Here is a 25,733-nt window from a genome sequence, read left to right on the forward strand (position 1 = left end):
TGCTTATTGGACTGACACTTATCTTAACTTCTCTCGCAAAATGACCGCATTATATTCGGAATCCCATTGTACATCGAGCCCCATTTCTTCAGAAAAGAAACGGAGGGGGACAAAAGTATAATCTCCTTCCAGAAACGGAGCTGCATCCAGGGACTTCCGGAAAATTTCCGTTCCATCTCTTAAGCCGGCTAACTCACTCTCGCCGATCGTCATTTGCAGCGTCAATCCGTCCTTAACCAAGGCGACATGGCGAGCTTCGTCTGTTTCCGTATACAGCACCTCGGCGCCTAGCGCTTCTCCTAAAGCCCGCACAGGAACCATGGTCCGTCCAGCGACATTTTGCGGCGGCCGTTCGAACTCTACCTGCTTCTGCCCTAGAAATATTTGCATGCTACCAGTACGGGTCGTCGTATCTGGATAGCGATAGAATTCGATTTGACGAATGGTGTGGTTATAGGAGTCGGCTACCCAAACATGGTCCTCCCGATCTACAGACACATCTAATGGCATATGGAACCTGGCCTCGGATTCGATTCCATCCCCGTTTCCGAATTTCTCGGGGCTGCCTGCCAATGTCATCACTCGGCCTTCGTGCAGGTAGCGGATGGAATGATTCAAGCTGTCTGCGATCACAAGTCCGCCTTCGGAGGTCAGAGCGATTCCTCTTGGAAAATTAAACCGTGCTTTGTCCGCCTCTCCGTCATTGTAATCTCCCTCTTTATACAGACCGTGGGACGGATAAGCGAGACTGGCATCACCTGCCACTGTCGACACCGTCCCCCGCTGCAAATCGATGTAACGGATCAACTGGTTGCCGGTATCGCTGACGAACAGATTGCCTTGTTCATCCATTACAATGCCGGATGGTTCGTTAAATCTGGCGCTGCTCAATTCCCCGTCTTTATAATCCCCGGCCGGCTCTACATAACCGGGCACGATCTCGACCAGTCGCTCGGACAGATCATTCAAGGTCGTAACCGTACCGTCCGGAGAAATCTTGCGGATAGCATGATTCAATGTATCTGTCACATATAACGTTCCATCGGCCGCAACAGCGACATCCGCCGGGGAGTGAAATCGGGCTTCTTCCCCTTGGCCGTCCCGTTTTCCCTGCACCCCGTCTCCTGCGACGGTAACCGTGCCGGCCGCCGTGATTTGACGAATGGCATGATTCTCCGTATCCGCTACGTAAACATTGCCTTGCTTATCGATGGCCATTCCTTGCGGATACTGGAAGACAGTCTCTCCCCGGGGGCCATCCAGCAGGGTACCGGAAGGGAAGCCCTTCTCATCCAGCCATGCCGTCCAGCCGGCCTGCGTAGCCACATGGCCGCCGGATAATCGGCGGATCAGATGGCTCTTGCTGTCCGCTATCCAGACCGTTCCGTCCGGATGCAGGGCTATTCCGGCCGGGGTCCGGAACGAAGCGGACGATGCCGCTCCGTCCTTGCCGCCCAAAGTTCCGCTGCCGGTGACCGTTGTAGTCTGAGAGAGAAGCTGTCCGGTCTCTCCCTTAACCCCGAGGGAAGAGCTTGCCGCAGCGGTATTCGCAGAGCTGATTAGCAGGATCGATACGATCAACCCCATGCTTAAACGCTTCATAGTAAGTACTCCTTATTTTTGTAGTGTCCAATGGGGGCTCTCCATGCTGTCGTATTAGGTGGTGTTTGGATAGTCTCTTCCCCCTCGGCAGATGGAAAATCTCCTCCCTCATATGCTGCAACTCGAATTCTGTACTGGGTTTCCGGCGACAAGCCGGTGAAGATGTATTGGAGCTGCTCGTCAGCCGATACATACGCTAGTTCATCATTCAAATAAATCCGATATACTCCGTGAAAATCCGGGAAATAAGCTTCCCAACTAATCATAATCGAATCGAAGGTTACACTCTCAATGTTAATGGTTATAGGATCCAGGCTTCTCGTTTCAAAGATAGTCTCCCCCATGGCAAGAAGCCGGTTATCCAGACCCCTTGCCTCAATCCTCACCGCATACACCTGGCCGAATTCCAAAGATTGAATATAGTGATAGATTGTGTCGGAATCTTCCTGCAGCTTTTCATCGTACAGAACGTCATTCAAATAGATGATATAATTTTCCGCACCCTCTACACGTCCCCATCCCAGATTAACTATATTTTCGTAAGGCTCTGCCATGATCTCTATAGAATCGATCGGTTCTGGTTCTTCTGTCGTAATGACTGTCAACTCACCAGCAGCAGAAGGCGCATCTCTTCCTCCCATCCACGCTTCCACTCTAATCCTATATTCCGTAGCCGGCAGCAAATCCCGGAACGTATACTGCAGGAGTTCGCCGGCCGATCGGCTTTCTACTTCCTCATCGTCCAAATAAATCCGGTATTGTCCGTAATCCGGTATATAATCCTCCCAGCTGATCGTAATGGAATCCGAAGCCGTGTTATCTATATTGACAGCCAGATCATCCAGGCTTTCCGTTTCGAAGACGACTTCGCCAACCGCAAGAAGCCGGTCCTCCGGGCTCCAAGCCTCGATCTTCACCATATACTCCTGGCCAAATTCCAAAGTATCGAAGGAGTAGAATAGGGTGTCGAAAGCGAAATCTTCCTGAATCTTTTCATCATGCAGAACGCCATTCAAATAAATCTTGTATCTCTCCGCAGCCTCTATCCGTTCCCACTCCAGAATGGCTCTGTTCTCATAAGCCTCTGCCCCGATCACAAACGAACCAACCGGATCGGGATCCGGGTCGGGATCCGGTCCTGGATCTGAACCGGGATCCTGTCCTCCTAATGGAAACGGATTGCTCCTGGCCACGTAATCGGTAAACTGTCGATCGTTATCCAACCGTTTATAAAATCTGACTTCATAAGACTGCTGCGGCAAGGCAGCCGCATCTTCCTGCAAGGTCAATATCAATCCATTGCTTTTCACAGATTCCACTGAAGCAATCGCAGCACCGGCATTTGGCATCGTAACCGCCGAATCGGTCGGCCATACTCCCAGCAGATAGCTCTGACCACCCTCCTGGGTCACTCTCGGCAGCACCCCCATCCAATCGCTGATGGGCTCTGTACCGACCGTTACCCGATCCGGGAACGTAACGGCAATCCGCGAGTCGTCCAGAACCTTCGCCTCCGCAGTGCTGTAGCTTAGTCGCACCGGATCGCTATCCCGCATATTCCGGCTTGCAGCATAAGCCTCCAATGCATGGCCATCTTGCGGAATGGACGGTTTACGGTTGCTCTCGTAACGTACATATCGATCTCCTTGCTTGTAATAAATAAGCGCATCCGGCTTACTGGACTGCAGCGTAATTTCCGTACCCGGCTCTATCAATCCCGGCTCCGGTATCGACGTTACCTTCTCCACCTGCGGAGCGGTCAGTGCTCCGTACACCGAGAAGTGATTTACCCACGCCGAAGCTGTTCCATTCCGCACGGTGGTCGGGATGTACTCCCACTCTCCTTCGCTCCGCTCATAGAAGATTCCTGCAGCACTGGCCTCCGCATTCGGATCCAATGGGAATTGAACCAGAACCGGCTCGGTAATCGTAAACCCGTTCAGTTGAAAATCGATAACCGGACCCGCCACTGCCATTCCTCCTCCCGAAGGAAGCACAGGCTGAACCGAGCGTAATGTAATCGTGGCGCCAGGAGGGATGGATGCCGCGCCAAAATCGAGTACAACCCCGCCCGCAAACACGATCGGTTGATTCGCTTTAATAGGGATAGCCGTATCCAACGGAGCTGTGACGGTAAGCGTCAGTTTAACCTTCGAGCCGTACCCCTTAACCGTTCCTTCATAGGTATAAGTGCCGGTTACGCTCGTATCAACCGTGGCCGGATTCCATTCCACACTTACCTGCCGAGTCGAGCCATTGCTCATCTCTGCATCCACCGTGGCCGGTAAGGTGAAGGCTTCATTCCAATTCACCGATCTGGTGAGATCTTCTATACGAACAATGGCTCCCGGGTCCACCGGCGGCTTGGATGTTGGAGAAGGAGCCACAGGATAGAAGGGAAGAGGGAGATTTCCGTCTCTCGACTTCTGATTCTCCTCGAATCTGACCTTTTCCTGATCACTCAGTCGGCTTTTGTACTCTTCCTCCAATTGCTTGCGCCTCTCTTGCATGGCCCTCTCATTTTCTCTAGCCAACCGCTCACGCTGCTCCTCCAACTTATCCAGGAGCTGCCGATTCTGGTCCATGCGTCGCTTGGCCTCTTCTTCGAGCTGACGTTTTCTTTGTTCCTCTTGCTTGTTCAACTGCTCCAGTTCCTGCCGCAAGCGATTATCCCATACAAAGGTATGGGGATCATTCAGGTCGATCGGTCTGTTCAAATCCTCATTCACCTGATCGACCAGCCTTCGAAGAGCAGCTTCCTCTGCCATGTTGAGATCCATTGCCTTCTTGGCTATAAGATTGACAAGGGAATGAAGGTTCTGCTTGTAGTTCTCTAAGTCCGCTTCGCTATCAAGCTTCAAGCGCTCCAGAACTCCATCCGTCATCCCCTGCTGCATCCGCTCATGCTGTTCATCCATAAATTGATCGTGCTCGCGATCCATCTGCGCCTTATTCCTAATTATTGCTGCTACGATTTCGGGTGACAAAGAGAAGATCAGGCTGTCCGGATCGATGACGGATACACCCGAAGTCTGGTCATAGAACGAACCCTGCATCGCCGGATAGACCCAGGCGGAACGGTCAGCCAAAGCCGCCGGATCGCCTTCATTCCTCGGCTCCGCATAAACTTTCCCCGAAGCGACAAAGACTCGCGAATCACCGCTTCTGCCGTCAACAGTGACCAGAAATTGCGTTCCCCTTACTCCCATAATCGCCGTAGGAGTAGAAACCGTAAAGGAATCCGAATCTTTCGTTAACGACTTGGCTTTGACATACACTGTGCCTGACAAGATGTTGATATCCGTCTGCTTGCCGTCAAGCGCATCCTGCAGCTCGGAAAGATACAGCTCTGAATTTTCACCGACTGTTATCTCGTCGTCATAATCGACAACCGACAGGATAACGCTGGACTCATCGTCCGTCGCTATCCAATCGCCTTTATTAAGGCTCATATTTTTAAAAGCTTTATAGGTCTTGGTGCCCCCGGCTTTCTTCACCGTGACGGTTCCCTTGACCTCCACCACTTTAGCCATGCGTGATGATGCCGCTTCTGCAGGAATGACTGTCCCTGCGCCTAACAAAGCTATGATTACAGCCGACATTATCAGTCGGTACCAGCAAGATTGCAGCACACCTTGTCTTCGCCTCTGATCCGTTCTCAAATCGTCTGCTCCCCCATTCTTCATTTCATTCTCATCCTTTATTCCCGATCCCTTCATTGCGGCAGTCTATTTCCCTTTAATCTCGTTTGTTGTCCAGGCTGCGCTTCACTCCGGTGATTTTACATAATCGGTTACCTCGAACAGGCGGATAGCGGCCGATTTTCCCTTCAAGCTTTTTTCACCTGCGTCGTTAAATTCAAAATAAGCTTTCGTGCGCTCATACGTCGCCTCCGATACGAGAATCTGATTCGCTTCCGTATTCGACTCAATCCGTGCCGCCGTATTGACGTGGTCGCCAATAGCGGTATAATCCACCTTCAGATAAGAACCAATATTGCCCACAACGACTTCCCCGGTATGGATGCCAATACCGACGCTAACCTCTACACCATGCTTCGCCCATATTTCCTGGCGAACCTGCTCCATCCCGCGTTGAATATCCCAGGCCGTTTTGACCGCGTAATATTCATGATGTGGAACATCCAGAGGGGCATTAAACAAAATCATCGCCGCATCCCCAATGAATTTATCAATCATTCCTTTATTTTGCAGCGCCTCACTCGTGATCATATCGAACATCATGTTCAGAAAATCGACGACTTCCTCGGGCAGCAGCTTTTCTGACAAAGGAGTGAATCCCCGTATATCCAGGAATAAAATCGATAATTCCTTCCTCACTCCCCCCAGCGGCAATTCCGCACCGCTGTCCGCCATCTGTTCGACCAACTCGGGAGAAATGTAGCGGCCAAACTGTTTTGTAATAAATTGCTTTTGCTTCATTTCGGAATAAGTTTTCAGTGCGATGTTGAGGAAAAACGCTGTATATACAGCCGTCAGCGGATACACCGGACTGATATAAAGCGACAGTCCCTTGAACGACAGCCATTGACCGTACAGCCATATTATCGAGAAGAGGAACACCAGCATAACGCTGTAGATCGGTTTGGTGCGCCAAGTGAACACTATCGTCAACAGCAGCATTATAATCATGAGCGACAATAAGACCGGCTTTGGGGCCATCGTTATTTTTTCATTGTGCAGCAATTGATCAATAATATTGGCGTGAGCGTACACAAGATACATATGACTCTCTACAGGGGTCGGCTTCGCATCATCCCCGGCCGCCGCCATTCCGATCAGAACAATCCGGTCCTGAAAGGTCTCCGGAGGAACCTCTCCGTTCAACACCATATAGAAAGGAATGTTCATGAAATCTCTAGTGACGCCATTGTATTTGATCTGCATTTCGGTTTGTGGATGATCATTCAGGTAGTGCTCAACATCCGCCCCGTACATTTGGGCCGTCCGGTAAGCAAGAGAGGGAATCGGGCCCTCCGGACTATCCAGCATGAGCCAGGTTCGGCGAATCACTCCGTCTTCGTCGATCGCCGCATTAATATGGCCGGTCTCGGCAGCCTCAGCGATAAGGGGAATCGATTGATATAACGCCTGCCCTTTGAGAAGCTCTCCCTTTCTCACCTTCGTTTCCTTGCCAAAAAAAGTTTCCAGCTCCACGTAGGAAGGGATGATTACGTTATCCATCCTTCCCAGCGCTTCCGCAAACGCCTCGTCCATCTCGGGGTCCTCGCTTTTAGTAGGAAAATGAATATCGAAGGCGATTACCTTGGCTTCCGCTATATTTTCCAACAACGGAATGTACACATCCCGCGGCCACGGGAACGTCCCTAGCAAATCTAGCGATTCCTGATCGATATCAATAACGATAATATCCTCGTGTGGCGCCTGGCTCATCGATTTCTTCATATCGAAATCATAGATAGCCCGGTCCAACTTCAACAATGAATCACTGAAAAACAGGACCAGGCAGAGCAATAAGACCAACATATTTCCGACAACAATCAAGCCTCTTAGAAATTTTTTCATGCAACCTCTCCTAGGGACGGCTCCCCGTTTGTTCCTCTCCCCTGCTTCACACTTTGCCAAGATGTCTACCTACTATAAATCGACATTTGGATCTATTAATGTGATATATAGTTTCGCTCAGGTTGCTCCCGCGAGCCTTTCCAATTTCGCCACATCGCAGATCGAAATCTTTTTCTTGTCGACTCGAATCATTTGCTGGTTCTGCAGCTCCAGCATAATTTTCGTCACCGTCTCCCGAACCGTGCCCGTCATATCGGCAATTTGTTGATGAGTGAGCTTGAGATCTATAATGATCCCGCTCTTCTGACGAACGCCGTGCTTTTCGGTTAGCCTCAGCAGCACTCTGGCAATCCGGGTACGCGCATCCAGAATAGTCAGGTCCGTAATGAATTCATTGGCTTTTCGCAGACGGTCCAAAGCCGTTTTCAAAATTTTGATCGATATTTGCGGACTCTTATTCATCAGTGCTACAAAATCCCGCCGCTTCAAAACATATACCGTTGTTTTTTCCATTGTTTTAGCGGATGCCGAACGTGTCTGTTCATTTTGCAATACGGCCATTTCTCCAAAAAAATCTCCATCTCTGAAAATTGCCAGAATGATTTCCCTGGAATCGTCTACCTTATAAATTTTGACAACACCCGACTGAATAATATAGAGCTCGTCGCCCTCCCCTTCCTCCAAAAACACATTAACTCCTTTATCGTAGGTTCTCTTAATAAAGAGAGGGGCAATTTTCTCCAGATCCTCTTCCTCCAGGTCCTGAAAGAAAGGAAAATCCCGTAAAAAAACAAAGACTTCTTTCATTCGATAAACCGCCTCTTTTTTCAATGCTATAACACTAAAAATAGAATAGCGGATTCCCGGGTAGAATGCACCTGTAAAAAGGAAGGGGGACATTAATTTGGAGGACTATAGTCCTGCTTTTTGTCATACTGCGGGCAATAATAGAATGAGCGCCAATACAATCAAATGAAAGGTTTGGTCAACGATAATCATTAGCCATTTACTGCGTTCATCCGTAACCCTCATAATCTTCTCATACCAGTAGGCTACCGGCTTGCGCCGATCCAAAAATACGTGGGAGCCAAACACCAGCAATATCCCCCATATGGACACCCCCCCTGGAATCCATAGAAAAGCAAATAAGGCAATAACGGCCGTATACACTAGACTGTGGGTCAAAAGCGCGCCCCAGCGCTCCGCCTTATACTTGGCCATCCATTCGGTTTGCAGTAAATAATCGCCGATCAAATGAGCGATCAGCAGAAGGTCAAATGCACTGAATTGGTTCACGATAGAGTCTCCCTTATGGTTGGTTGCTTAGGGTCCGCCGCGCAATCCTATTGTAAACCGGGTGCAGCCGTCGATTCTGTAATCACGCTCACATTATGGTGCAAATCTGCACTTCAATTCTACAGTTTTTGCTATTTTTAAGATTAGGGTGTAAAAATGCTCTTTAGCTCCGGAGCAAGCTTTCTGGGAAAAACTTATACTTCTCGGTGCTGAAATGTTTATTCACTCGTAAGCAAGTTCATTTTTTGGGCTACGGCTACAGCCATCGTTCGCCGTTTGACGCCCAGCTTGCCGTATATATTTCGGACATGATATTTCACCGTTCCCGGAGAAATCCTCAATTGGAAGGCAATTTCCTTATCGGACAGACCGAGGGCGATAAGATTTAACACTTCCGTTTCTCTATGAGTCAGCGGGTCTACTACGTGAGCCAGGACGTCCCGAGGCGGCTGCTTGCCTGAGATACGCGAACGAAAAATTCGATTGATCTGGACCACCTGCGCAGCCAGAACACGAAGGACCTGCTGCCCTTCCCTTCTAAACACATCCGAGACAGCTTCATTAGATAAATAAAGAATCCCTGCGTGATCCCCTTGAAGGGCTATGGGCAAGCAGAGGATGGAACGAGCCTCTGATTCGCTAATGATCGAATCGTTGACATAGTCCCCTTCCCGAGAAGCATCCCCCAGGCAAACCGCCTCCCTGGTTTTGGCCACCTCCTCTACTATCGCTGGAGATATCCAACAGAACTTGGCAATGGGTAACGGCACCTTATGGAGGATCACCTCCCCCTCTTCTCGCCTTTCGGCAACAGCTCCAATGCCATCATCATCCACTAACAAAAGGCAGCCCTTCTGCGCCCCGGCCTGCTTGACGACCAGAGTCATTAATTGCTTTAGCAACTCCTGAATATTCGTAATATTCGCTATACTGTCATAAGCTCGGAGAATAACAGACAGGTCAAGATCCCGGCTCTCTTCTGAATCCGGCTCGTAAATGATTTCCTTACGCTTGAACTTAGAGGCGGGAACAGCGGGAAGAAACTCTCTGGCTTTCCTGAAGGAAAGGGGGACAGCATCATGTCCCTCGCTTCCAAGGGTCCATGCCATGGCCTTGTCTTGTTGTATTCGAGCACGGAACTTCTCGAGATCGACCTGGAGCTTGCTTGCCGTCTCATAACGGTCTTCTGCATTCTTGGCCAGAAGCCTCATAACCATCTCACTAATATCAAGCGGCAAAGCTGGAACCAAGCGATGGGGAGCAACCGGGGTGACCGCTAGATGAGCATGAATCCAATCCAGCCGATTGGAAGCGAGAAAGGGAAGCTGTCCAGTAAGCATTTCATAAAACAGAACTCCTAAAGAATAGAGGTCTGCGCGAAAATCGAGTGGACGATTCAAACGGCCGGCCGTCTCCGGGGCAAGGTAGGGGAGGGAGTTCCAAGAAGGACGGGAATAGAAGGAGTGTTCACCGTCTAGAAGAACCGCACAGCTGAAGTCGAACAACCGGAATTCCAATGTCGACTCTTCGACGAAGATATGGTCAGGCTGCAAATTGCCATGAAGCACATGCTCCTGATGTATTTGGCTAACCCCTTCAGTCAGCCGCGCCGCCAGACGCAGAAAAGAGCTTAATGACATTCGGCGTCCTTCCATATAAGTGGACAGCGGAGTTCCCTCCGCCCCCTCAAAAACGATATAGTAGCAACAATCTTCCCGGTTCAGCTCATATGGCTTAAAAATACTTGAAGCACGCAAGCTCCGCATAATTTCAAATTCCCCTACGTAACTCGCCACATCGGATGTAGAATAGCCAGCCTTCCCTATTTTCAGGATGACAGGTTGATGATCCGGAATTCGATAGGCACGGCAAATCTTCTTTTGCCGATCTTCATATAATAATTGATAGATTTGATAATTGGATAAGCTCATCGTCGGGATTCCTTTTGTATATACTGGGAATTCGTTATCAACAGCCTCCGCATCAGGATGTCTTTTGCTATATATCTATGGGAGCGCTATCCATAGCTCTTACTAATTATAACATCACAAAAAAGCGTTCACACTAACAAACCAAACCGATTCTTCTCTAGTTTTCCAGCCCTCGTGTCATCTCTTAATTACATTTTTAAAATAGTAGTCTGTTTTCCTGTCCTGCTTAGTACGGAGCGCCAAAGCAGCAAGTGCGAGAAGCGTCCCTCCTGCCAGGAAGCCCCCAATAATATCGCTTGCATAATGGACACCCAGATAAATGCGACTGACTCCTATCAGAAAAATAAAGATGTAAACCACAATAGCCGCCGATCGCCCCCAACCGTTACCTGATCTTAGAAGCATCAGTGCAATTAATCCATAGAAAGCCAGGGAAATCATCGCATTGCCGCTGGGAAAGCTGTATCCGTCCGCCTCCGCTAATCTTTCCCAATCTACCGGGCGCTCTCTTGCTATCCAATTTTTCAATAAGCTATTGCTCAACCAGGCTGCAATCAGAGTTACGACCAGCAGCAGCGCCTCCTTCCCCTTCCTGAGCCAGAGAAGCACGGCAGCTCCGAGAGCGAGAACTACAGCAAAGGCTGATGTAGCTCCCAATCCTCCTACGACGCTCATCATCGAATTCAATCCCTCCGCACGCAAGCTGTGCAAGAAATCGCCTATCATTCTATCCGACGATTCGATAGCAGCCGTCGAGATGGCAAAGCCCAGAACAATAAAGCCAATCATAAGTAAAAGGGCAAGTCCTGCTCTCATCTTTCTTCACTCCTTAATCTCTGGCGCAGGGGACCGCTAGTCCTGCTTGGCTTGCAAGAACACGCAATTTCCTCCTTACATTTTAAAATAGAAATGGATCAATTAATCCCAAGGCACGACGGTTTCCCTACCGCACAGAGTACCAGCAATAAGTTATGACCCTATCGTAGCACAAACATTATCGTAAATTTGTAATTGAAATTACAAAAGCCTGCATTTCCTGAGGCGAAGGAAATACAGGCATATTATGTTAACGAAAATTACCCTGCCACTCTCTGGGTCCGGCAGTACTCTGAAAATTGCTCCATGAGCATGTTCCCTATAAGAAGCAAATCCTTGTGCACCCACTTCTGCAGATTTCTTTTTCTCTATAGAAAGCCTTAATTTTTACCCTTTGACCGCTCCGATCAACATTCCTTTGATGAAATATTTCTGGAGAAACGGATAAATGGCCAATATGGGCAAGATCGCGACAACGACGGTGGCCATCTTTACGGTTTCCGGCGGCAGCTGTGCCAGTTCCATCGTGCTGGTAGTCATCAGTTCCTGGCTAATATTCGGCGTCTGGATCATATTCCGCAGAACGACCTGAATAGGCTCCAGTGATTTTTCCGTAATATACATGATACCTTTGAAATATTCGTTCCAATGGGTCACACCATAAAACAAGCCTAATGTGGCCATAATCGGCATCGACAACGGCAGTATAATGCGGAACAGCGTTGCCACATCCCCGCAACCGTCCACCTTCGCCGCTTCTTCCAGTTCACCTGGCAAATTCTCGAAATAAGTCTTCATAATGAGCAAGTTAAACGTCGATACCATGCCCGGAATAATCATCGCCCAGATCGTATTGTACAGGCCAACTCCACGTACAACGAGATATGTCGGGATTAATCCCCCGTTAAACAGCATCGTGAAGACCAACGCAAGCAAGATCAGATTGCGGCCATACAGAAATTTCTTAGACAATGGGTATGCCAACAGCGTTGTTACGAGGAGATTGCAAAAAGTGCCGATAACGGTAATGGTAACTGTAATTCTCAAAGCATCCGGTATTCGTCTGCTAGAGAATATTTCCTTGTATGCTGCGAATGTAATCTCACTGGGGACGATGACGAATCCCCCATTGCTCAGCACCTCCTCAAATGGAGTGATCGACATAATAAACACATAATAAAGTGGAAATAACGTCGCCAGCGAAAATAAGGCAAGGATGACATAAAGCCATACGTCTACAACTTTATCCACTTTTGTTTTTTGCAATACAAATGACATTGCCGGGATCTCCCTCCTCCCCTTTTCCACCCTACTTTACCAAATGCCTGATCCGTTTATTTTTTTGGCCAATTTATTCGCGCCAAGAACGAGAATGAGCCCCACAACCGATTTAAAGAGGCCCGTTGCTGCAGCAACGCTAAAGTCAAGGCTTTCCAGCCCCCGACGAAATACCCATGTATCGATAATATCTCCGGTTTCATAGACACGAGCATTGAGGAAAATATAGACCTGGTCGAAACCGGCGTCGAGAATATGTCCGATGCGCAGAATGAGCAGCAGAATGAATACATCCCGAATCCCCGGCAGCGTAATGTGCCACAATTGCCTCCAACGCCCCGCGCCATCAACGACCGCGGCTTCATATAACTCCTGATTAATTGTCGCCAGCGCAGCCAAATAGATAATCGCGCCATAGCCTGTACTTTTCCATATATCCGTCATGATCAGCAGCGGCCGAAAAAATTCTTTCTCCGTTAACAAATTGAGCGCACCCCAGCCCATCTCCCGATACCACGTGCTGATTAGCCCCGATTCCGGAGCGAGGAAGGAAAATGCCAATCCATATACAATTACCCAGGAGAGGAAATAAGGTCCGTAGGTAATCGTTTGCACCGTTCGTTTAAACCATTGAATGCGAATCTCGTTCAGCATCAACGCCAAACCGATATCGGTCAACATGCCGAAGCATACGCGATAAACGCTTATGATCAGCGTGTTTTTAAGGATGATCGGAAAGTCGGGAGTTTGAAGAATGACTCGAAAGTTATCCAATCCGACCCAGGGGCTTCCCCAAATCCCTTTAAGCAAGTTGTATTTCTGGAATGCAATCAACAATCCTCCCATTGGCAAATAGTTAAAGATAAAATAGTATAACAGACCAGGAAACATCATCAAATAAAACCAGCGGCCGCGATACAAACCGCGCCAAACGATATTCCGCTTTCCCTTCGATGTCCTCCCGGTTGCAGCGCCTTCTATTTCTCCCTTTATTGCATTGTGCATGGTTCTTCACCCCATCCTAACCGGAACCCGGGTAAAGCGGAGACGCACTTTCCTTACCCGGGTTTGATTGCACGATCTCTTACTTAATGGCTCCAGCTTTACGCATAATTTCGATATAGGCATTGAATAATTCGTTTCCATTATACTTCGTCATTAATTCTTCCCGATATTGCGGCCAGTTCTTTCCCGACTTATCTTCCAGAACAGCTTTTACCTGAAATTCAGACTGACGTTTGCGGAAAGCTGCCAAATCGAAACCTTCCGGAGCAATGAGGGAGACGCCTTCATTCTCATCCAGCTTGACCGTACTAAAAAACTCTAATATTTCGCGATCTCGATCCGTCTGTCTTGGATCAAGCACTTCTAAATCAAATATTTGAGAAGCATCAAATGGAGTAAAGAACTGCCATATTTTCAGAAAATCGCCCTGTGTAATTACATCATTCGTGAATGCTTCAAGGTTTATCTTAATCGTGTTACCTTTTCTTGTATAATGCTGCCCCTCCACTCCATAGTGGGTCAGAAGATAGCCTTCTTCACTTGCCAGCCAATCGAGAATTTCAATGGAGCGCTTCACTTTTTCCGGGTCCTTTTCCGCAACCTGTTTCGCAAACAGGAACGGACTGCCGGGACTAGGCTTTATCGCTATCGATGTATCCGGAAAGATATTCATTGGCACCCAATTGGCATCAGGAAACAGTTGCTTGGTGCGGGCTTGAATTCCTTGCGGATTGCTATCCAAGGCGAATTCTTGTCTCGTCCCGAGAATTACCCCTACTTTCCCCTGAATGGCTTTCTCTATATGTTGCGGATCTTTGTTAAGGAACCAGTCAGGGTCAATCAAATCTTCTTCGATCAGTTTGACAATATCGTCAATAACATACTCAATCCTGGGATCTGTTAGCATATCTACATATTGGTTGTTTTCGATCTTTCGCGGATACGTCAATCCGTGGCGGAAGTATTCCGGCCAATCTGTGCCAATGCCTGAGCCGCCGCCTGCGGTTGTAAATCCATACGTATCTTTACTGCCACTGCGATTGGGATCATCATTACGGAATTTCCGCAATACATCGACATATTCATCATAGGTTGTCGGGACTTCGAGCCCCAGATTTTTCAACCAGTCTTCACGAATATAGTAGACGCGATAAATATTTCGATTAAATGGAATTGGCGCGCGCACGAATTTATTCTGAATCTGATAAGCTTGCAATTCCTTCTCAGTTGTCCAGTATTTGAAATAATTCGGCATCGTTTCCGGAGTTACAAACGGCGTCAGATCGGCAAGGAGATCGTCAAGAGCATACTGGTTTCCCCCGTCCGGCGTACTATCGCGCCACATATCGGGAGGCGTCGAAGCCAGTAATAAATTGGTCTTATTGATGAAATCTTGGCCTTGGATCATATAGTCCAATTTCATTTCAACATTAAATTTCTCTTCAATCGTTTTCCTGACAAAATCTTTGTCGCCATCCGGCAAATTGGTATTAGGTTGCGATGTTACAAACCAATTCAAGCTGATTTTTTCCTTCTTGGCACCTTCACCTGTTTGTCCCACATCTTCGTCAGAAGTTCCAGTAATATTGTCTGGCTGCGGCGAGCTCTCCGATGGCTGATGTGATGAACAGGCAACCAACAATAATATTAATGTCAGGAAGACCAGCCCGCTTTTTACTTCTTTCAACATTTTGTCTCCTCCAGATTAAATTTTCCCTCTTGGCTGTGGAGTCATGCTGTTTGGTCTTTTTCATGGTCCTACATCATTGGCTAAATCACAATTATCATCTTTTCACTTGAAGCTTTTTAGTTAAGAAACATCGCGAATGGACACACCCGTTCAAACAAAGATAAAGTTACGCAAAAAAAGATCATGAGTATAATGGGGGGCAAAAAGCTATTGCCCCCCAATCTTTCATCTCATTCTATGCTTTGCATCAAATTGTAGATCGCTTGTGCACTTTCGGCGCGATTGGTTGTAGTCTGCGGATCGAATCGGTTATTCTCCTTCCCTTGAAGAAGCCCCAACTGTTGAGCTGTCCTTACGTACGACAATGCCCAATCGCTAATTTCATCTTGATCAACGAAGGTGGACCTGCTTCCTCCTAGGTCTCTGTTCACGCTGTTAATGGAGACTTCTCCGGACACCTTCTTGCCAGCCCCGATTTCGTAAGCGCGGATCAGCATAGTCGCCATCTGTTCCCGGCTGATCGGATCGTCGGGGGCGAAGAGGTCATCGCTAATCCCGTTGACTAACCCAGCTCCCACGGCCGCAGCAACTACCTTGGAGTACCAAGTATCCGCAGCTACATCGGAGAATAACGACGAACCATGTGCTTGCAACCGCAAGTTACGGACTAGCAGAGCAGTGAATTCCGCTCGGGTCACAGGTTTCTCGGGAGCAAAGTGTGTATCGCTGATACCCTCAACGATATGACGAGCTGCTAATGCTTTGATCACTCTTGCCGCCCAGAAGTCTTCGGTGACATCGACAAATGATTTATTGTACTCCAACAGCAAATATTGGCCAGGACGGACTGCCACTGTTTCCATCCAATTCCCTTTCACCTTCCCGCCAACGTAATTCAGTTCGCCCTTCGAATCAATAAAGTATATTCCGAGCAGTTCTCTATCCATACTGGCCGGAATCTTGAATGCGATCTTGGGGGAAAGGGCGGACGGATCGAACTGTGGATCGATACCTTCTTCTACATCCCCCGACCACTGGACCGGAATCCGGCTGCCATCTGCCGCAATAAGCGATAATTCGATATCGTATGCCCCACTGGCGGCATTCAATTGTGCATGGGCCCGGGCTGCTGCCTCGCCGATGATCCGCTCCGAACGGCTTGTTGACAAGGGCCTGAGATGGAGCGACAATTGTGACTGCTCGTCCATATCTGCTTCCGCTGCTGCCCGTCTCAACAGTTCGCTGGATAATTCGATCCTCACGTCACCGACCGTTATAGCCAACAGATGGCCATCCAGCAGGACACCCGCTGCGCCAGGCAGAAGAATCTCTTCGATATCATTCGGTATATCGATCTCGACTATCCCGTTCCGGACATTCTTCAATTCCTCGGCAGATATCTCTCGGATCTTGCCTTCTCCATCACCGTTTCCCTTGTCCACCTTCCCGAGCGAACCTAGGTAGATTGGCCATGACGGAGATGGTGTTGGTTCTGGTGTTGGTTCTGGTGTTGGTTCTGGTGTTGGTTCTGGTGTTGGTTCTGGTGTTGGTTCTGGTGTTGGTTCTGGTGTTGGTTCTGGTGTTGGCGATGGTGACGGTTTAGGTGTTGGCGATGGATTCGGGCCTTTCACTTGAAAATGGACACGATATGTTAACATGTTCTTCCCATCTTCCGCAGTGACCTTGATCAAAGTTGTACCCGGTAATGCTTCAGCATCAGTAATGTCCACCCTTGCTTTGGCATCCACAGGAGTAGCCGTTACTTTCGGTATAGCAGTTGTTCCGCTTGGAAGGACGACGGAATACTCCAGCTTATCCCCCTTAAACCCTGTGATGGTCTGCCCATCAACCTTCAGGTCATTCAATGCCACATTATCGTTTAATGTATAGGAGAACGTTGTTGCTTCCGGGTTGGCTACGCTTTCACCGCCAACCTTTACAGAGTACGTTCCCTGCAGCTGTCTGCTTTTCAGGTATGAAAAAATAAACTCCCCGGCCTCGCTACTGATAGTTTGACCGATGTACTCCAGATCTCCACTCGGATCGTTCACCACGATCGTGATCTGTCGATTTTCACCTGAATCAATCATTCCCTTTACAGTAACCGTGCCATTCAGCAACGCTGCAGATAGGGAGGCAATACTTACTGTTTCTTCTTCTACGATGTGAATTTGCATTGTAGGTTCGCTTCCATCACTCATAACAAAATGCAACGTTGTTATACCTGGTTCGAGTGAGGAGACGAATGCTTTTTGCAACGTGATAGTATGACCATCCGACTGCATATAATCAACTTCTTTGGATAAAGGTTGATCTCCATTGTAGATATCAAGAAGTTCCGCCTTGATGCCATCATAAGGATAATAGGTGACGACAATATTTCGGTCATTCAAATTATTTCTAAATATTCTTACATATTCAGGTGCAATTGTTGAGCTTGTATCTGCTATTTCCATCCGAATTGTCGACTGTAATGACTCACTAAACACTATGGTTAATTCGACACTGCCAACATCGAGTGTGGCCAAATAAGATTTTTTCAGAACGATTGTGTCATTCGTATCGTAGTCTTTATCGCGAGTCAGAGTAACCTCACCGTTGCGAATTTGCTGTACATGATGCCCATAGGTGTCCATCACGATCGATACATCATTTAGAGCCGCCAATCTTTTATCAAAATGATACGGACCCGGCTGAACAATCGGCGTCGAATCGATGATGTCAATGTAAACCGAGACATTATTTTTCTTGTCAAATATAAGGTCGAGCTTAATTTCACCCAACGGGAAATTGGACAAGTACGCTTGAGTTATCGTTAATATGTTTCCGGAAACCGTATAATCCGTTCCCGCTTGCAAATCATCAGGCCCGTTCTTTACCCCAATCAAAACTGCGCCACTATATAGATCCATAACGAAATCCACATCAGTTGGTTGAATGATGTCATATTCAGCTGCAATTGGATGTAGTGAGTTCTCTAATTGGGTTAGTTTAAATGAGCGCGGATAAATGTAGTTTGAATTTTTGCCCGGACCATGTTCGAGAGAAACAAATGTAAATTTATGCATTCCCTCGGTTAAATAAACCGATTCCATTGCTCTCTCGGTTTTAAGATCGATTCCACTTTCTACTTGCAGAAAATTAAATCGTTCAATCAACTTCGTGCCCCCATCTTCATCTTTATCTGTATCCAGATAAATATCTGCGATACCGGAAGATGGGTGCAAATTCGCAGTAAAATCAACTTGATAAAGACCGGCGTTCTCTACCTTAAAGCTTACGGAACGCTTTGGCGCCGGATTGGAGAGACCCATTTCGACCCCGTTCCATCGAAGCGTAACTTTGGGATAAGCGGTTGGATTTAAACCCGTCAAATACCAATCCGTTGGCTCCGTCAAGGATAAATCTTTAAATTCCAACTGGATCGTATAGGGCTGAATTTCGGAGCTCTCCGCGCTGGCATGAACAAGATCAGAGTAATAGGGGACAAATGTGCTCAGCAGTAATGTGATAACCGCTAAGTTAACAATTGCTCGAAATCTCCTAACCATCGCCAATTACCTCCCTTCTCCATTCGGGAACCGCGCTTCAGCGGAATAAGGACGCATTCCTGATTTGCTATCCCAAATCATAACTTTTATAAAGCTTCCGGCTGTTTTGTTTGTAAGATCCAAGTCAGTGTCCAACTTCGTTATCTCACCAGGCCGCATCAATTGACTGGATTCGGCGATACGCAGTACATTTTCGTTGGCATCGCATAGAGCGACAATTAAAACGACAGATTGTTCATCGGCGGACGTATTCTCTGCTTTTACATGCACCCTAATATGGGATACGCCCTCCATATCGGAAATTACCTGATCATTTAAGTCGGTAAATAAGGGGGTCCATGTCCGGATCGGCAAAGAATCAGCAGTTACATAAACAGTTGCTGTCCCTTTCATAACCATCCCCTGCCAATTAACGCTTACAGTAAACACGGCCTTTCCGGGTGATGCGGCTTCGACTTGAAATGTACCGTTGCTATCTGCCTCAATCGTTGCAATGCTGGAGTCGCTGCTTTCTACAGTCACGCTTTCCATCTTGTCCAAATCCACTTCGGTTCCATCCCCTTGTCGAACAGTGATCGATAGAGGCGTGCTTTCACCGACAGCGATCAGTGTGCTTTCCGGTACAATGAGTAATTTGCCAGCGCCAATATCTGAAGATATATTGCTAATTCTGAAACGATGCTCTCCTGTCCATTTTTTGAGCGGAAATGATGTCATGTGAGAAGCATCATCCTCTGCAATGCGGAAACCCGGATCCATATCATCCAAGATAATCATCGAACGGCGATATTCCGTATCAATCTCCTTGATCTTGTAACCATGCGTCGATCCATCGGGATGGGCAACTATGACATTTTGCCCCACCACATCAGGCGAAATATGGCTATCGGTAAGAAGGGCATCGTGCGTATCGCCTTCGGCTGTTCGCATTACATTTGTAATCCGCCCTTCTATAGTTCCTTTGTCCGTCACCTCGTAATTTCCTTTCTTCAACAAGGTTCCGCCGATAAGCACCATTTTTTGAACATCCCCATTAACTAATCGGATAAAACCTATTTCTCCGTCCATGACGATATCGTCCATGACGAGCGGCTGTTCCTTGTAGTGAGGGGAACTGAGAATAATGTCCGTTGTATCGCCATAAGAAATCTTGACTGCTGAGGCGCCTTCCGGAGCTTGGTCAGGCTTTAGCCGTTCCATAGCATCTATCCGGGAACCAGACGTTCCGCTATATGGCTCCAACACTGTCGCAAATGTACTGGTCAAATCATTTCCTTCTCGCCGAAGGACCATTTTGGGCATATCGTATTTAATCACTTCGTCATTCGTATCCATTGATGTGCCATATAAACGGGCAGGACGAATGGATGGCGACCGGCCGAGGTACAGTTCGTCGTTTCCTGCCTCCAACAAGCCGGTAATGTTTAATTTTGCTTTCTCTAATCCGTCATCATCGAAAGTTTCCAGTGTCAAACGATACTGATCTTTTCCTTCCAGCTCGGCTTTTTTGACTTCTTTTACGTAAATATATCCTTCGTAATGGCCTTCCGCACTTCCTTTGTCCGAAAAGCCTTCTGCTTCTTTTACTTTCGTTCCAAGCGGCAATAAATAAGGACCGTAATCGCTTAACGCAAGATCGGTTTGAAAGTACGCGTCGTGGTTAGCATCACCATGCAACGTATATTCATGGCGTTCTCCGCCTCTCACACGAAATAAATCAAGTACATATCCCTTATTCGGATCATCGGGAAATGAGATAAACCATGGTTCACGACTATATTCCTCCGTCACATCATAGGCTTCGGACTGACTCGCCCGCACCACTTGAAATAAATCATCGACCTGTGCAAACTGTTCAATATTGCCCCCATGTAATGATACATCGTTAATGATCATATCTTTACTATCTACCACGACCGTGTTATGTCCAATCGTGGATGTAGTGAAGTAGCGATGGAAAGAATAAGTATAACCAAGATCGGGAAGCAGTTCCTGCCCTTCAGCAAATAGATTTATATTTAGCAATTCAGAATGTACGTGCCCCCCATATTTCGGTATAAATTGCAGATAAAGCTGAGACTGGTCAGTGTCCTCGCCAATCGCAAGACGACCAATTCCTGCCGCCGGCAATAATAAAGGGCCTGGCAGAGGAGAACTTACCTTTTGGTAGGGCCATGTATCCTGTATTGGGAGCGTTTGTTTGTTCGGATACGCCAGCAATCTTGGTATCTTTCTTGCTTTATCCAGAATGGCATATTCTTTGTATAAATCCAGGTTATCGAAGCGCTTTCCCGTGCGGGGCGAGATATATTCCGGTGGATCGGTCCAACCTTTTAACAGATTAGCTGCGTCTATTAACGTATTTGTTGATAGATTGTGATAAGAAGTCGTCACTTCGTACCATGACCCGTCCGACATAAAGCGACGTGTAACAAATTGATCCATCCACTCCACTGCCTTATGAATATACTCCGGATCATCTAGTGCTCTGGCTACATTGGTCAGCCCCATCCAGGCAGTATAGTCCAGGTTTATCAAATGGATCGGAAAGCTTAACATATAGTCCATTGCCGGAACTATCATTTCTTCCTTAATCATTTTGTCAATGTCTTCGCCTACTTCCTCACTCAACAATTGCAAAGCATTGGTCTTCTTCACCTCAACATATGTACGCAGCAGAGGGGTCATAATGTGGAGTTCGTATAGATAGTATCGATCCCATTTCCCGCCCCAATAGTTGAATGGCGGACCGGAAGAATAGTTCATCGGGATATTGTACCACCGGTCATCCGTTGTCGGCACATAATTCTCCGATGCTTGCACAAACCGATACAGCAATCTTGCTGCACCCAACGGATCGGACTTGGCAATATTTTCTGTCTCCGTGATCGCTCGTGCTTTTTGTAAATGCCATAGATGAGCTGAAATAAAATATTTTTTTCCTTCCTCATCCTCGTAGTAAGGATAAGTTATCGTTTGCCCTTTTCTACCGGTGACTGTAGCTTTCTTTGTTTCGGGGTATTCATCATTCGGGTATACCGTATCTGTCTTAAGTGAAATCAGACTTTTTCCATCGTCCGACAACTTGTATAGTCCATCTGGAGCCAACTCCGGCATTTCCGGCAACCCAACGAACCGGAATCCATTCTGATTCGGAATGATTTCCATAATCGCTTGTACTTGCGGAGATGCAGGTTCCAGCATGACATTCTTAACATTTACAGGCGGCGACGGCACATATCCTGAAGCCGCAATGCCAGCCTCAATCAGATCCTCCCGATCAAACCCCAGGATCGCATACAAGCCTTCCTCAGAATTGCTGCCAGGACTTGAAAGACGCAGCTGATAAAAACCGTCTTGCAACGGCTTCCGATGATGAAAAGTCAAAGTAGTAGAGGATCCTTCCGTCGTTTTCTCCACTTCGGACAGCACTTCCCAGTCGCCTGCAGGCTCCTTCCATTCCAGCTTGATTTCGGTTTGCGGAGAAATCATCTGTGGGAAGGAAAACTGTTTCGTCGTAAAATCAATGTAAGTCAATTTCCCATCGTCCAGCATCCGGGGGGCTCCACTTGGAGTTTGTTTAAAGAACACACTCCCCAGACGGTTATGATCAACCAGGTTGGACATATATCTAATGACAGTACCATCCCTATCCATATAGAATGAATTTTTGATCGGAAGCCAGGAGTTCATTGGCTTCGTGTTTATGTTGTATAAATGAACTACATTCATTCTCCACTCATCCCCGGGAGAAATTTCAGCCGAAGTAATCGAAGACAGTGGGATGGCCATCTCGACATAAAACTTGCCCGCTGCAGCATCATCAAACGTACGATACGTGATATCAGTCAATTCGATTTTGCTTGGGACATACAATTCTTCTCTTAAACGGTTATCATTCCATTCGGTCAACATCGTACGATTGGGAGGATATACAGGAATACTTGCCGTATAATGAATGCCGCCAGATGTATACGGGCTGATTATGACTTCAACGTATGCAAGCGCTTCAATTTCTTCGTTCGAAAAAACACCGCCAATATAGAGGTTCTCCGTATCATAAGCTACGTGATAGGTCTGGTATTCCGGAGCCGGATAATAATGGTAAGCCGTGACGAAATCCGTTAACGATGCTGCTTCTTGCCAAATCGATTCATCGAGGTTTCCATCCATCCTGACCTCCTCACTTATCTCCGGAATAACCGCCCATTTTTGTGAATACCTTATTTGCGCGTCGGCTTCTGCCGCCTCCGCATGATTGGATACTACAGGCAGCACTGCGGTCAATAGTAGAATACAGACGAGTGCCAGGTGAGCCACTTTTTTCTTAAATCTGCGAAATTTCCTGACGCCTAACGAATATGCAAGCATTCAACACTTTCCTCCCTTATATAAAAGTTTTGCCCTTAATATATTGGCGAATCTATTATATACACATTTGATCCTTCCGAGCTTTTATCTAATTTTGAGCCCTACGTCATTGCAGCTTCAGGCGACCATTCAAGTAAAGATTAAACGATGCAAAAAATGAATATTTCGCCTAATTGGAGTTTTTTCGGAATATATCGAACTATTTCTCATCCTATAATTTAGCAGCATAATTTATAGTGGAGGTTCGATCCAGCTATTAAGCCTGTTGCAAAAATCCATAAACAATTAAGAACCATCCCGGGATTGAGCACATCGAGATGGTTCTACTAAGATAGGCGAGACTTGAATGAATCACTTCAGTTGTTCCCGAGCTCCCCGCGATGCATTTTACGAAAGGTTCCTGGCGGGACTCCTGTAGTTTGTTTAAAGATCCGCGTGAAGTTCTGTACCGAAGTATAGCGAAGCCGGTCCGTGATTTCTTTAATCGTAAGATCCGTATGGATCAGCCAATCCTTCGCTTTCCCCATCCGGAACTGAATAATGTAATCCATATAGTTTCCGTTCGTCTCCTCCTTAAACATACGGCTCAGCATGCTGGGTGAAACGTCAAAATGGTCGGCAAGCATCTGCAGAGATAGATCGGTCTCGTAATGCTCCTGAATGTATAACAAAACTTGAGGGATAATTTTCTTCTGCTTCGATAGATTATGATGAAGTAAATGATGCTGAACTTTGGCGAAGACGGAATCACTCATCCATTGCCGCACTTCCTCCAAGGAGGAAAGTTGGTATAAATACGCCAGCACATCATATTCGAACATATCGTTCAATTCGTAACCGAGTTCATTCAAATAGCTGTCGATCTCACCAATGAGGTTGGCGAATAAACCAAGGATCGTTTCCGAATTTTGCAACGAACGCGGAACGGCTTCGATCATCTCCGACAACTGTTCACCCGCCCGGTCAAAATCTCCCTGCACGATGCTGGCCACTACATCCGATTTCCATTTCACCATCTCCCGGCTGGACTGCTTCAAGGACGGCTCGACATCCCCCGCCATAATGTTCTGGTTCGGCCCGATCACCCAGCGATATTCCAACAAGTCCGATGCTTCTTGGTAGCACTCCTGGATACTCGAATATTCCTGACGGGCATTGCTAATAACAACGGAAACCGTGAAGCCAAAATACTTCCTCACATTGTCCCGAATGCGAAGACTGATTTGAGAAATAACGGAAATTTCCACTCTGTCGTTTCCGTAAACCCGATCATCAGCACAACCTGTCCGGGCTTGGACATAACCGTTACAGCGGAAGGCAAAGGCTCGCTCAGTTCCTCGACCATATTGCGCAGGGCATACATCATTAAAGCGCGATCCTTTTCTTTATACTTTTGCTGAAAAACAGAGTACTGGTCGATATCAATGATGCATACACAAAACCACTCTCCATCCAGCAAAATACCGTAATCCTCGTTGAATTGACGAATGTCTTTATTAGAAACTTCCCCTCGCAAAAGCTGCTGCAACAAGCTTTCCTTAAAATAGGGCTCTTGTTCCCGCATTTTGTACTGTAAATCTGCGTTTGTTTCCCGCATTCGGCTTATGAATTTATCTATAGCCTGCAGTCCGTCCCTGTCTTCCCTAGCTTCCGGGGAAAATTTCCCTATCAGGCGCTGAATCGGAATATAGAGCCGGCGGGCGCCGATAATGGCAATCATCAACCATAGAAGACATAGACTCAGCATTATGGACCACATAATGTATCGAATTTTGTCCGACTTGTAGGTCAGCTCTTTCGCAGGCGTCAAGGCAATATAGGTCCAGTTGTTAAAAGCCGACTTATAGGTGGATACATTAAACCTTTCATCCTCCAGCATAATAAATCCGCGTTTTTTCGGATCTGCCCAGTAAGGAAAGAGCTCGGATGTGTCCGTGAGCTGAGTTCCAATATCTTTGTAATCCTTGCTCGTTACGATGCGTTGTTCATCATCGATGATCAATACTTTGCGCTCGCCTCCTAAATCCAACTGGTCGATAAAGCGCTTTAATTTCGCAATATCCAAATGCAGCATTAAATAGCCTTGCGGATTGGCAGAGTTCAGTGGAATGGCGCGAACAAGGAGCAGTTCAGGAACTTTCTCATAGGTATTGGGAGGAATGACGATGGAACCGTTATACCGGCTCTGTAGCAGCTGTACAATTTCATTATACGGGTAAGCCAGCTCTCGAATCGTCCCGACGCGGGACGAGTATAACTGATCGAACTGATTGTAGTATAAGCTGACTTCAAAATGGACTTCCGAATTACTAATCGACTTATGTATAACATCCATCATGTTCAAGGTTGACTGCAAATTCTCCATAGATACACCCGTGGCCAGCGAATTCAAAACAAACTTGTCGTTCGCTAACTGCAAGGACGAGCTATCCAGCCCCTTCATGAAGAAGTCGACCTGGGTCTCCAACTGATTCAGTATGATTTGATGATTCTGCTCTACCTCCTCAAGAATACTGGAGGAGGTTATATAGGAAGCCACCATTCCCATAAAAAACACGGGAACAAGACTTAACAAAACGGAATAGATAAATAGTTTCCTCTTAAACGGCATGTTTCCGCCTAACCTTATCCATTGTTTCATTTTCAT

14 protein-coding genes are annotated in these 25,733 nt (G+C 47.1%); all 14 read right to left on the reverse strand.

Translation table 11 applies throughout. The features are described from left to right. Positions 1-18: 18 nt before the first annotated feature. Positions 19-1,602: a stalk domain-containing protein gene (locus KJS69_RS12625; protein WP_213584133.1), complete on the reverse strand. Its 1,584-nt coding sequence runs from the start codon at positions 1,600-1,602 to the stop codon at positions 19-21. Continuing rightward, entirely contained in the window at positions 1,599-5,288 is a 3,690-nt protein-coding gene (locus KJS69_RS12630; RefSeq protein WP_213584134.1) for an Ig-like domain-containing protein, read from the reverse strand. The genes KJS69_RS12625 and KJS69_RS12630 overlap by 4 nt, the downstream gene beginning before the upstream one ends. 81 nt (positions 5,289-5,369) lie before the next feature. Next, positions 5,370-7,148 (reverse strand): CHASE2 domain-containing protein, encoded by a 1,779-nt coding sequence (locus tag KJS69_RS12635; protein ID WP_213584135.1) that lies wholly within the window; start codon positions 7,146-7,148, stop codon positions 5,370-5,372. A 117-nt stretch (positions 7,149-7,265) separates the two neighbouring features. Then, entirely contained in the window at positions 7,266-7,955 is a 690-nt protein-coding gene (locus tag KJS69_RS12640; RefSeq protein WP_213584136.1) for a Crp/Fnr family transcriptional regulator, read from the reverse strand. Between the two features lie 123 nt (positions 7,956-8,078). After that, a complete protein-coding gene (locus tag KJS69_RS12645; RefSeq protein ID WP_213584137.1) occupies positions 8,079-8,444 on the reverse strand; it encodes a DUF3307 domain-containing protein in 366 nt (121 codons plus the stop codon). Between the two features lie 218 nt (positions 8,445-8,662). Continuing rightward, entirely contained in the window at positions 8,663-10,375 is a 1,713-nt protein-coding gene (locus KJS69_RS12650; protein WP_213584138.1) for a protein kinase domain-containing protein, read from the reverse strand. Between the two features lie 177 nt (positions 10,376-10,552). Then, positions 10,553-11,191, reverse strand: coding sequence for a phosphatase PAP2 family protein (locus KJS69_RS12655; RefSeq protein ID WP_213584139.1), 639 nt, complete (start codon positions 11,189-11,191; stop codon positions 10,553-10,555). Between the two features lie 387 nt (positions 11,192-11,578). Continuing rightward, positions 11,579-12,469, reverse strand: a complete 891-nt coding sequence (locus tag KJS69_RS12660; protein WP_213584140.1) for a carbohydrate ABC transporter permease — start codon at positions 12,467-12,469, stop codon at positions 11,579-11,581. Positions 12,470-12,505: 36 nt separating this feature from the next. Beyond that, positions 12,506-13,474 carry an ABC transporter permease gene (locus KJS69_RS12665; RefSeq protein ID WP_213584141.1) on the reverse strand — a complete coding sequence of 323 codons (969 nt, stop codon included), beginning with the start codon at positions 13,472-13,474 and terminating at the stop codon, positions 12,506-12,508. A gap of 79 nt (positions 13,475-13,553) precedes the next feature. After that, the gene (locus tag KJS69_RS12670; protein ID WP_213584142.1) at positions 13,554-15,164 is read right to left on the reverse strand and encodes an extracellular solute-binding protein; all 1,611 of its coding nucleotides are present in this window, start codon (positions 15,162-15,164) and stop codon (positions 13,554-13,556) included. Positions 15,165-15,394: 230 nt separating this feature from the next. Beyond that, entirely contained in the window at positions 15,395-18,715 is a 3,321-nt protein-coding gene (locus KJS69_RS12675; RefSeq protein ID WP_213584143.1) for a X2-like carbohydrate binding domain-containing protein, read from the reverse strand. A 6-nt stretch (positions 18,716-18,721) separates the two neighbouring features. Continuing rightward, positions 18,722-23,086: a heparinase II/III domain-containing protein gene (locus KJS69_RS12680; protein ID WP_213584144.1), complete on the reverse strand. Its 4,365-nt coding sequence runs from the start codon at positions 23,084-23,086 to the stop codon at positions 18,722-18,724. Between the two features lie 356 nt (positions 23,087-23,442). Beyond that, on the reverse strand, positions 23,443-24,333 hold the full coding sequence (locus KJS69_RS12685) for a helix-turn-helix transcriptional regulator (RefSeq protein WP_213584145.1): 891 nt from the start codon (positions 24,331-24,333) through the stop codon (positions 23,443-23,445). Further along, positions 24,282-25,733 (reverse strand): cache domain-containing protein, encoded by a 1,452-nt coding sequence (locus tag KJS69_RS12690; RefSeq protein WP_213584146.1) that lies wholly within the window; start codon positions 25,731-25,733, stop codon positions 24,282-24,284. Before KJS69_RS12690 ends, KJS69_RS12685 begins: the two co-directional genes overlap by 52 nt.

This window comes from Paenibacillus sp. J2TS4, assembly GCF_018403245.1.
Taxonomy (GTDB): Bacteria; Bacillota; Bacilli; order Paenibacillales; family NBRC-103111; genus Paenibacillus_L.

Bases quoted from the DNA above. Each gene is read 5' to 3' on its own strand.
- KJS69_RS12625 (WP_213584133.1), bottom strand. From the start codon at position 1,602: ATGAAGCGTTTAAGCATGGGGTTGATCGTATCGATCCTGCTAATCAGC.
- KJS69_RS12630 (WP_213584134.1), bottom strand. From the start codon at position 5,288: ATGAAGAATGGGGGAGCAGACGATTTGAGAACGGATCAGAGGCGAAGA.
- KJS69_RS12635 (WP_213584135.1), bottom strand. From the start codon at position 7,148: ATGAAAAAATTTCTAAGAGGCTTGATTGTTGTCGGAAATATGTTGGTC.
- KJS69_RS12640 (WP_213584136.1), bottom strand. From the start codon at position 7,955: ATGAAAGAAGTCTTTGTTTTTTTACGGGATTTTCCTTTCTTTCAGGAC.
- KJS69_RS12650 (WP_213584138.1), bottom strand. From the start codon at position 10,375: ATGAGCTTATCCAATTATCAAATCTATCAATTATTATATGAAGATCGG.
- KJS69_RS12655 (WP_213584139.1), bottom strand. From the start codon at position 11,191: ATGAGAGCAGGACTTGCCCTTTTACTTATGATTGGCTTTATTGTTCTG.
- KJS69_RS12660 (WP_213584140.1), bottom strand. From the start codon at position 12,469: ATGTCATTTGTATTGCAAAAAACAAAAGTGGATAAAGTTGTAGACGTA.
- KJS69_RS12665 (WP_213584141.1), bottom strand. From the start codon at position 13,474: ATGCACAATGCAATAAAGGGAGAAATAGAAGGCGCTGCAACCGGGAGG.
- KJS69_RS12670 (WP_213584142.1), bottom strand. From the start codon at position 15,164: ATGTTGAAAGAAGTAAAAAGCGGGCTGGTCTTCCTGACATTAATATTA.
- KJS69_RS12675 (WP_213584143.1), bottom strand. From the start codon at position 18,715: ATGGTTAGGAGATTTCGAGCAATTGTTAACTTAGCGGTTATCACATTA.
- KJS69_RS12680 (WP_213584144.1), bottom strand. From the start codon at position 23,086: ATGCTTGCATATTCGTTAGGCGTCAGGAAATTTCGCAGATTTAAGAAA.
- KJS69_RS12690 (WP_213584146.1), bottom strand. From the start codon at position 25,733: ATGAAAATGAAACAATGGATAAGGTTAGGCGGAAACATGCCGTTTAAG.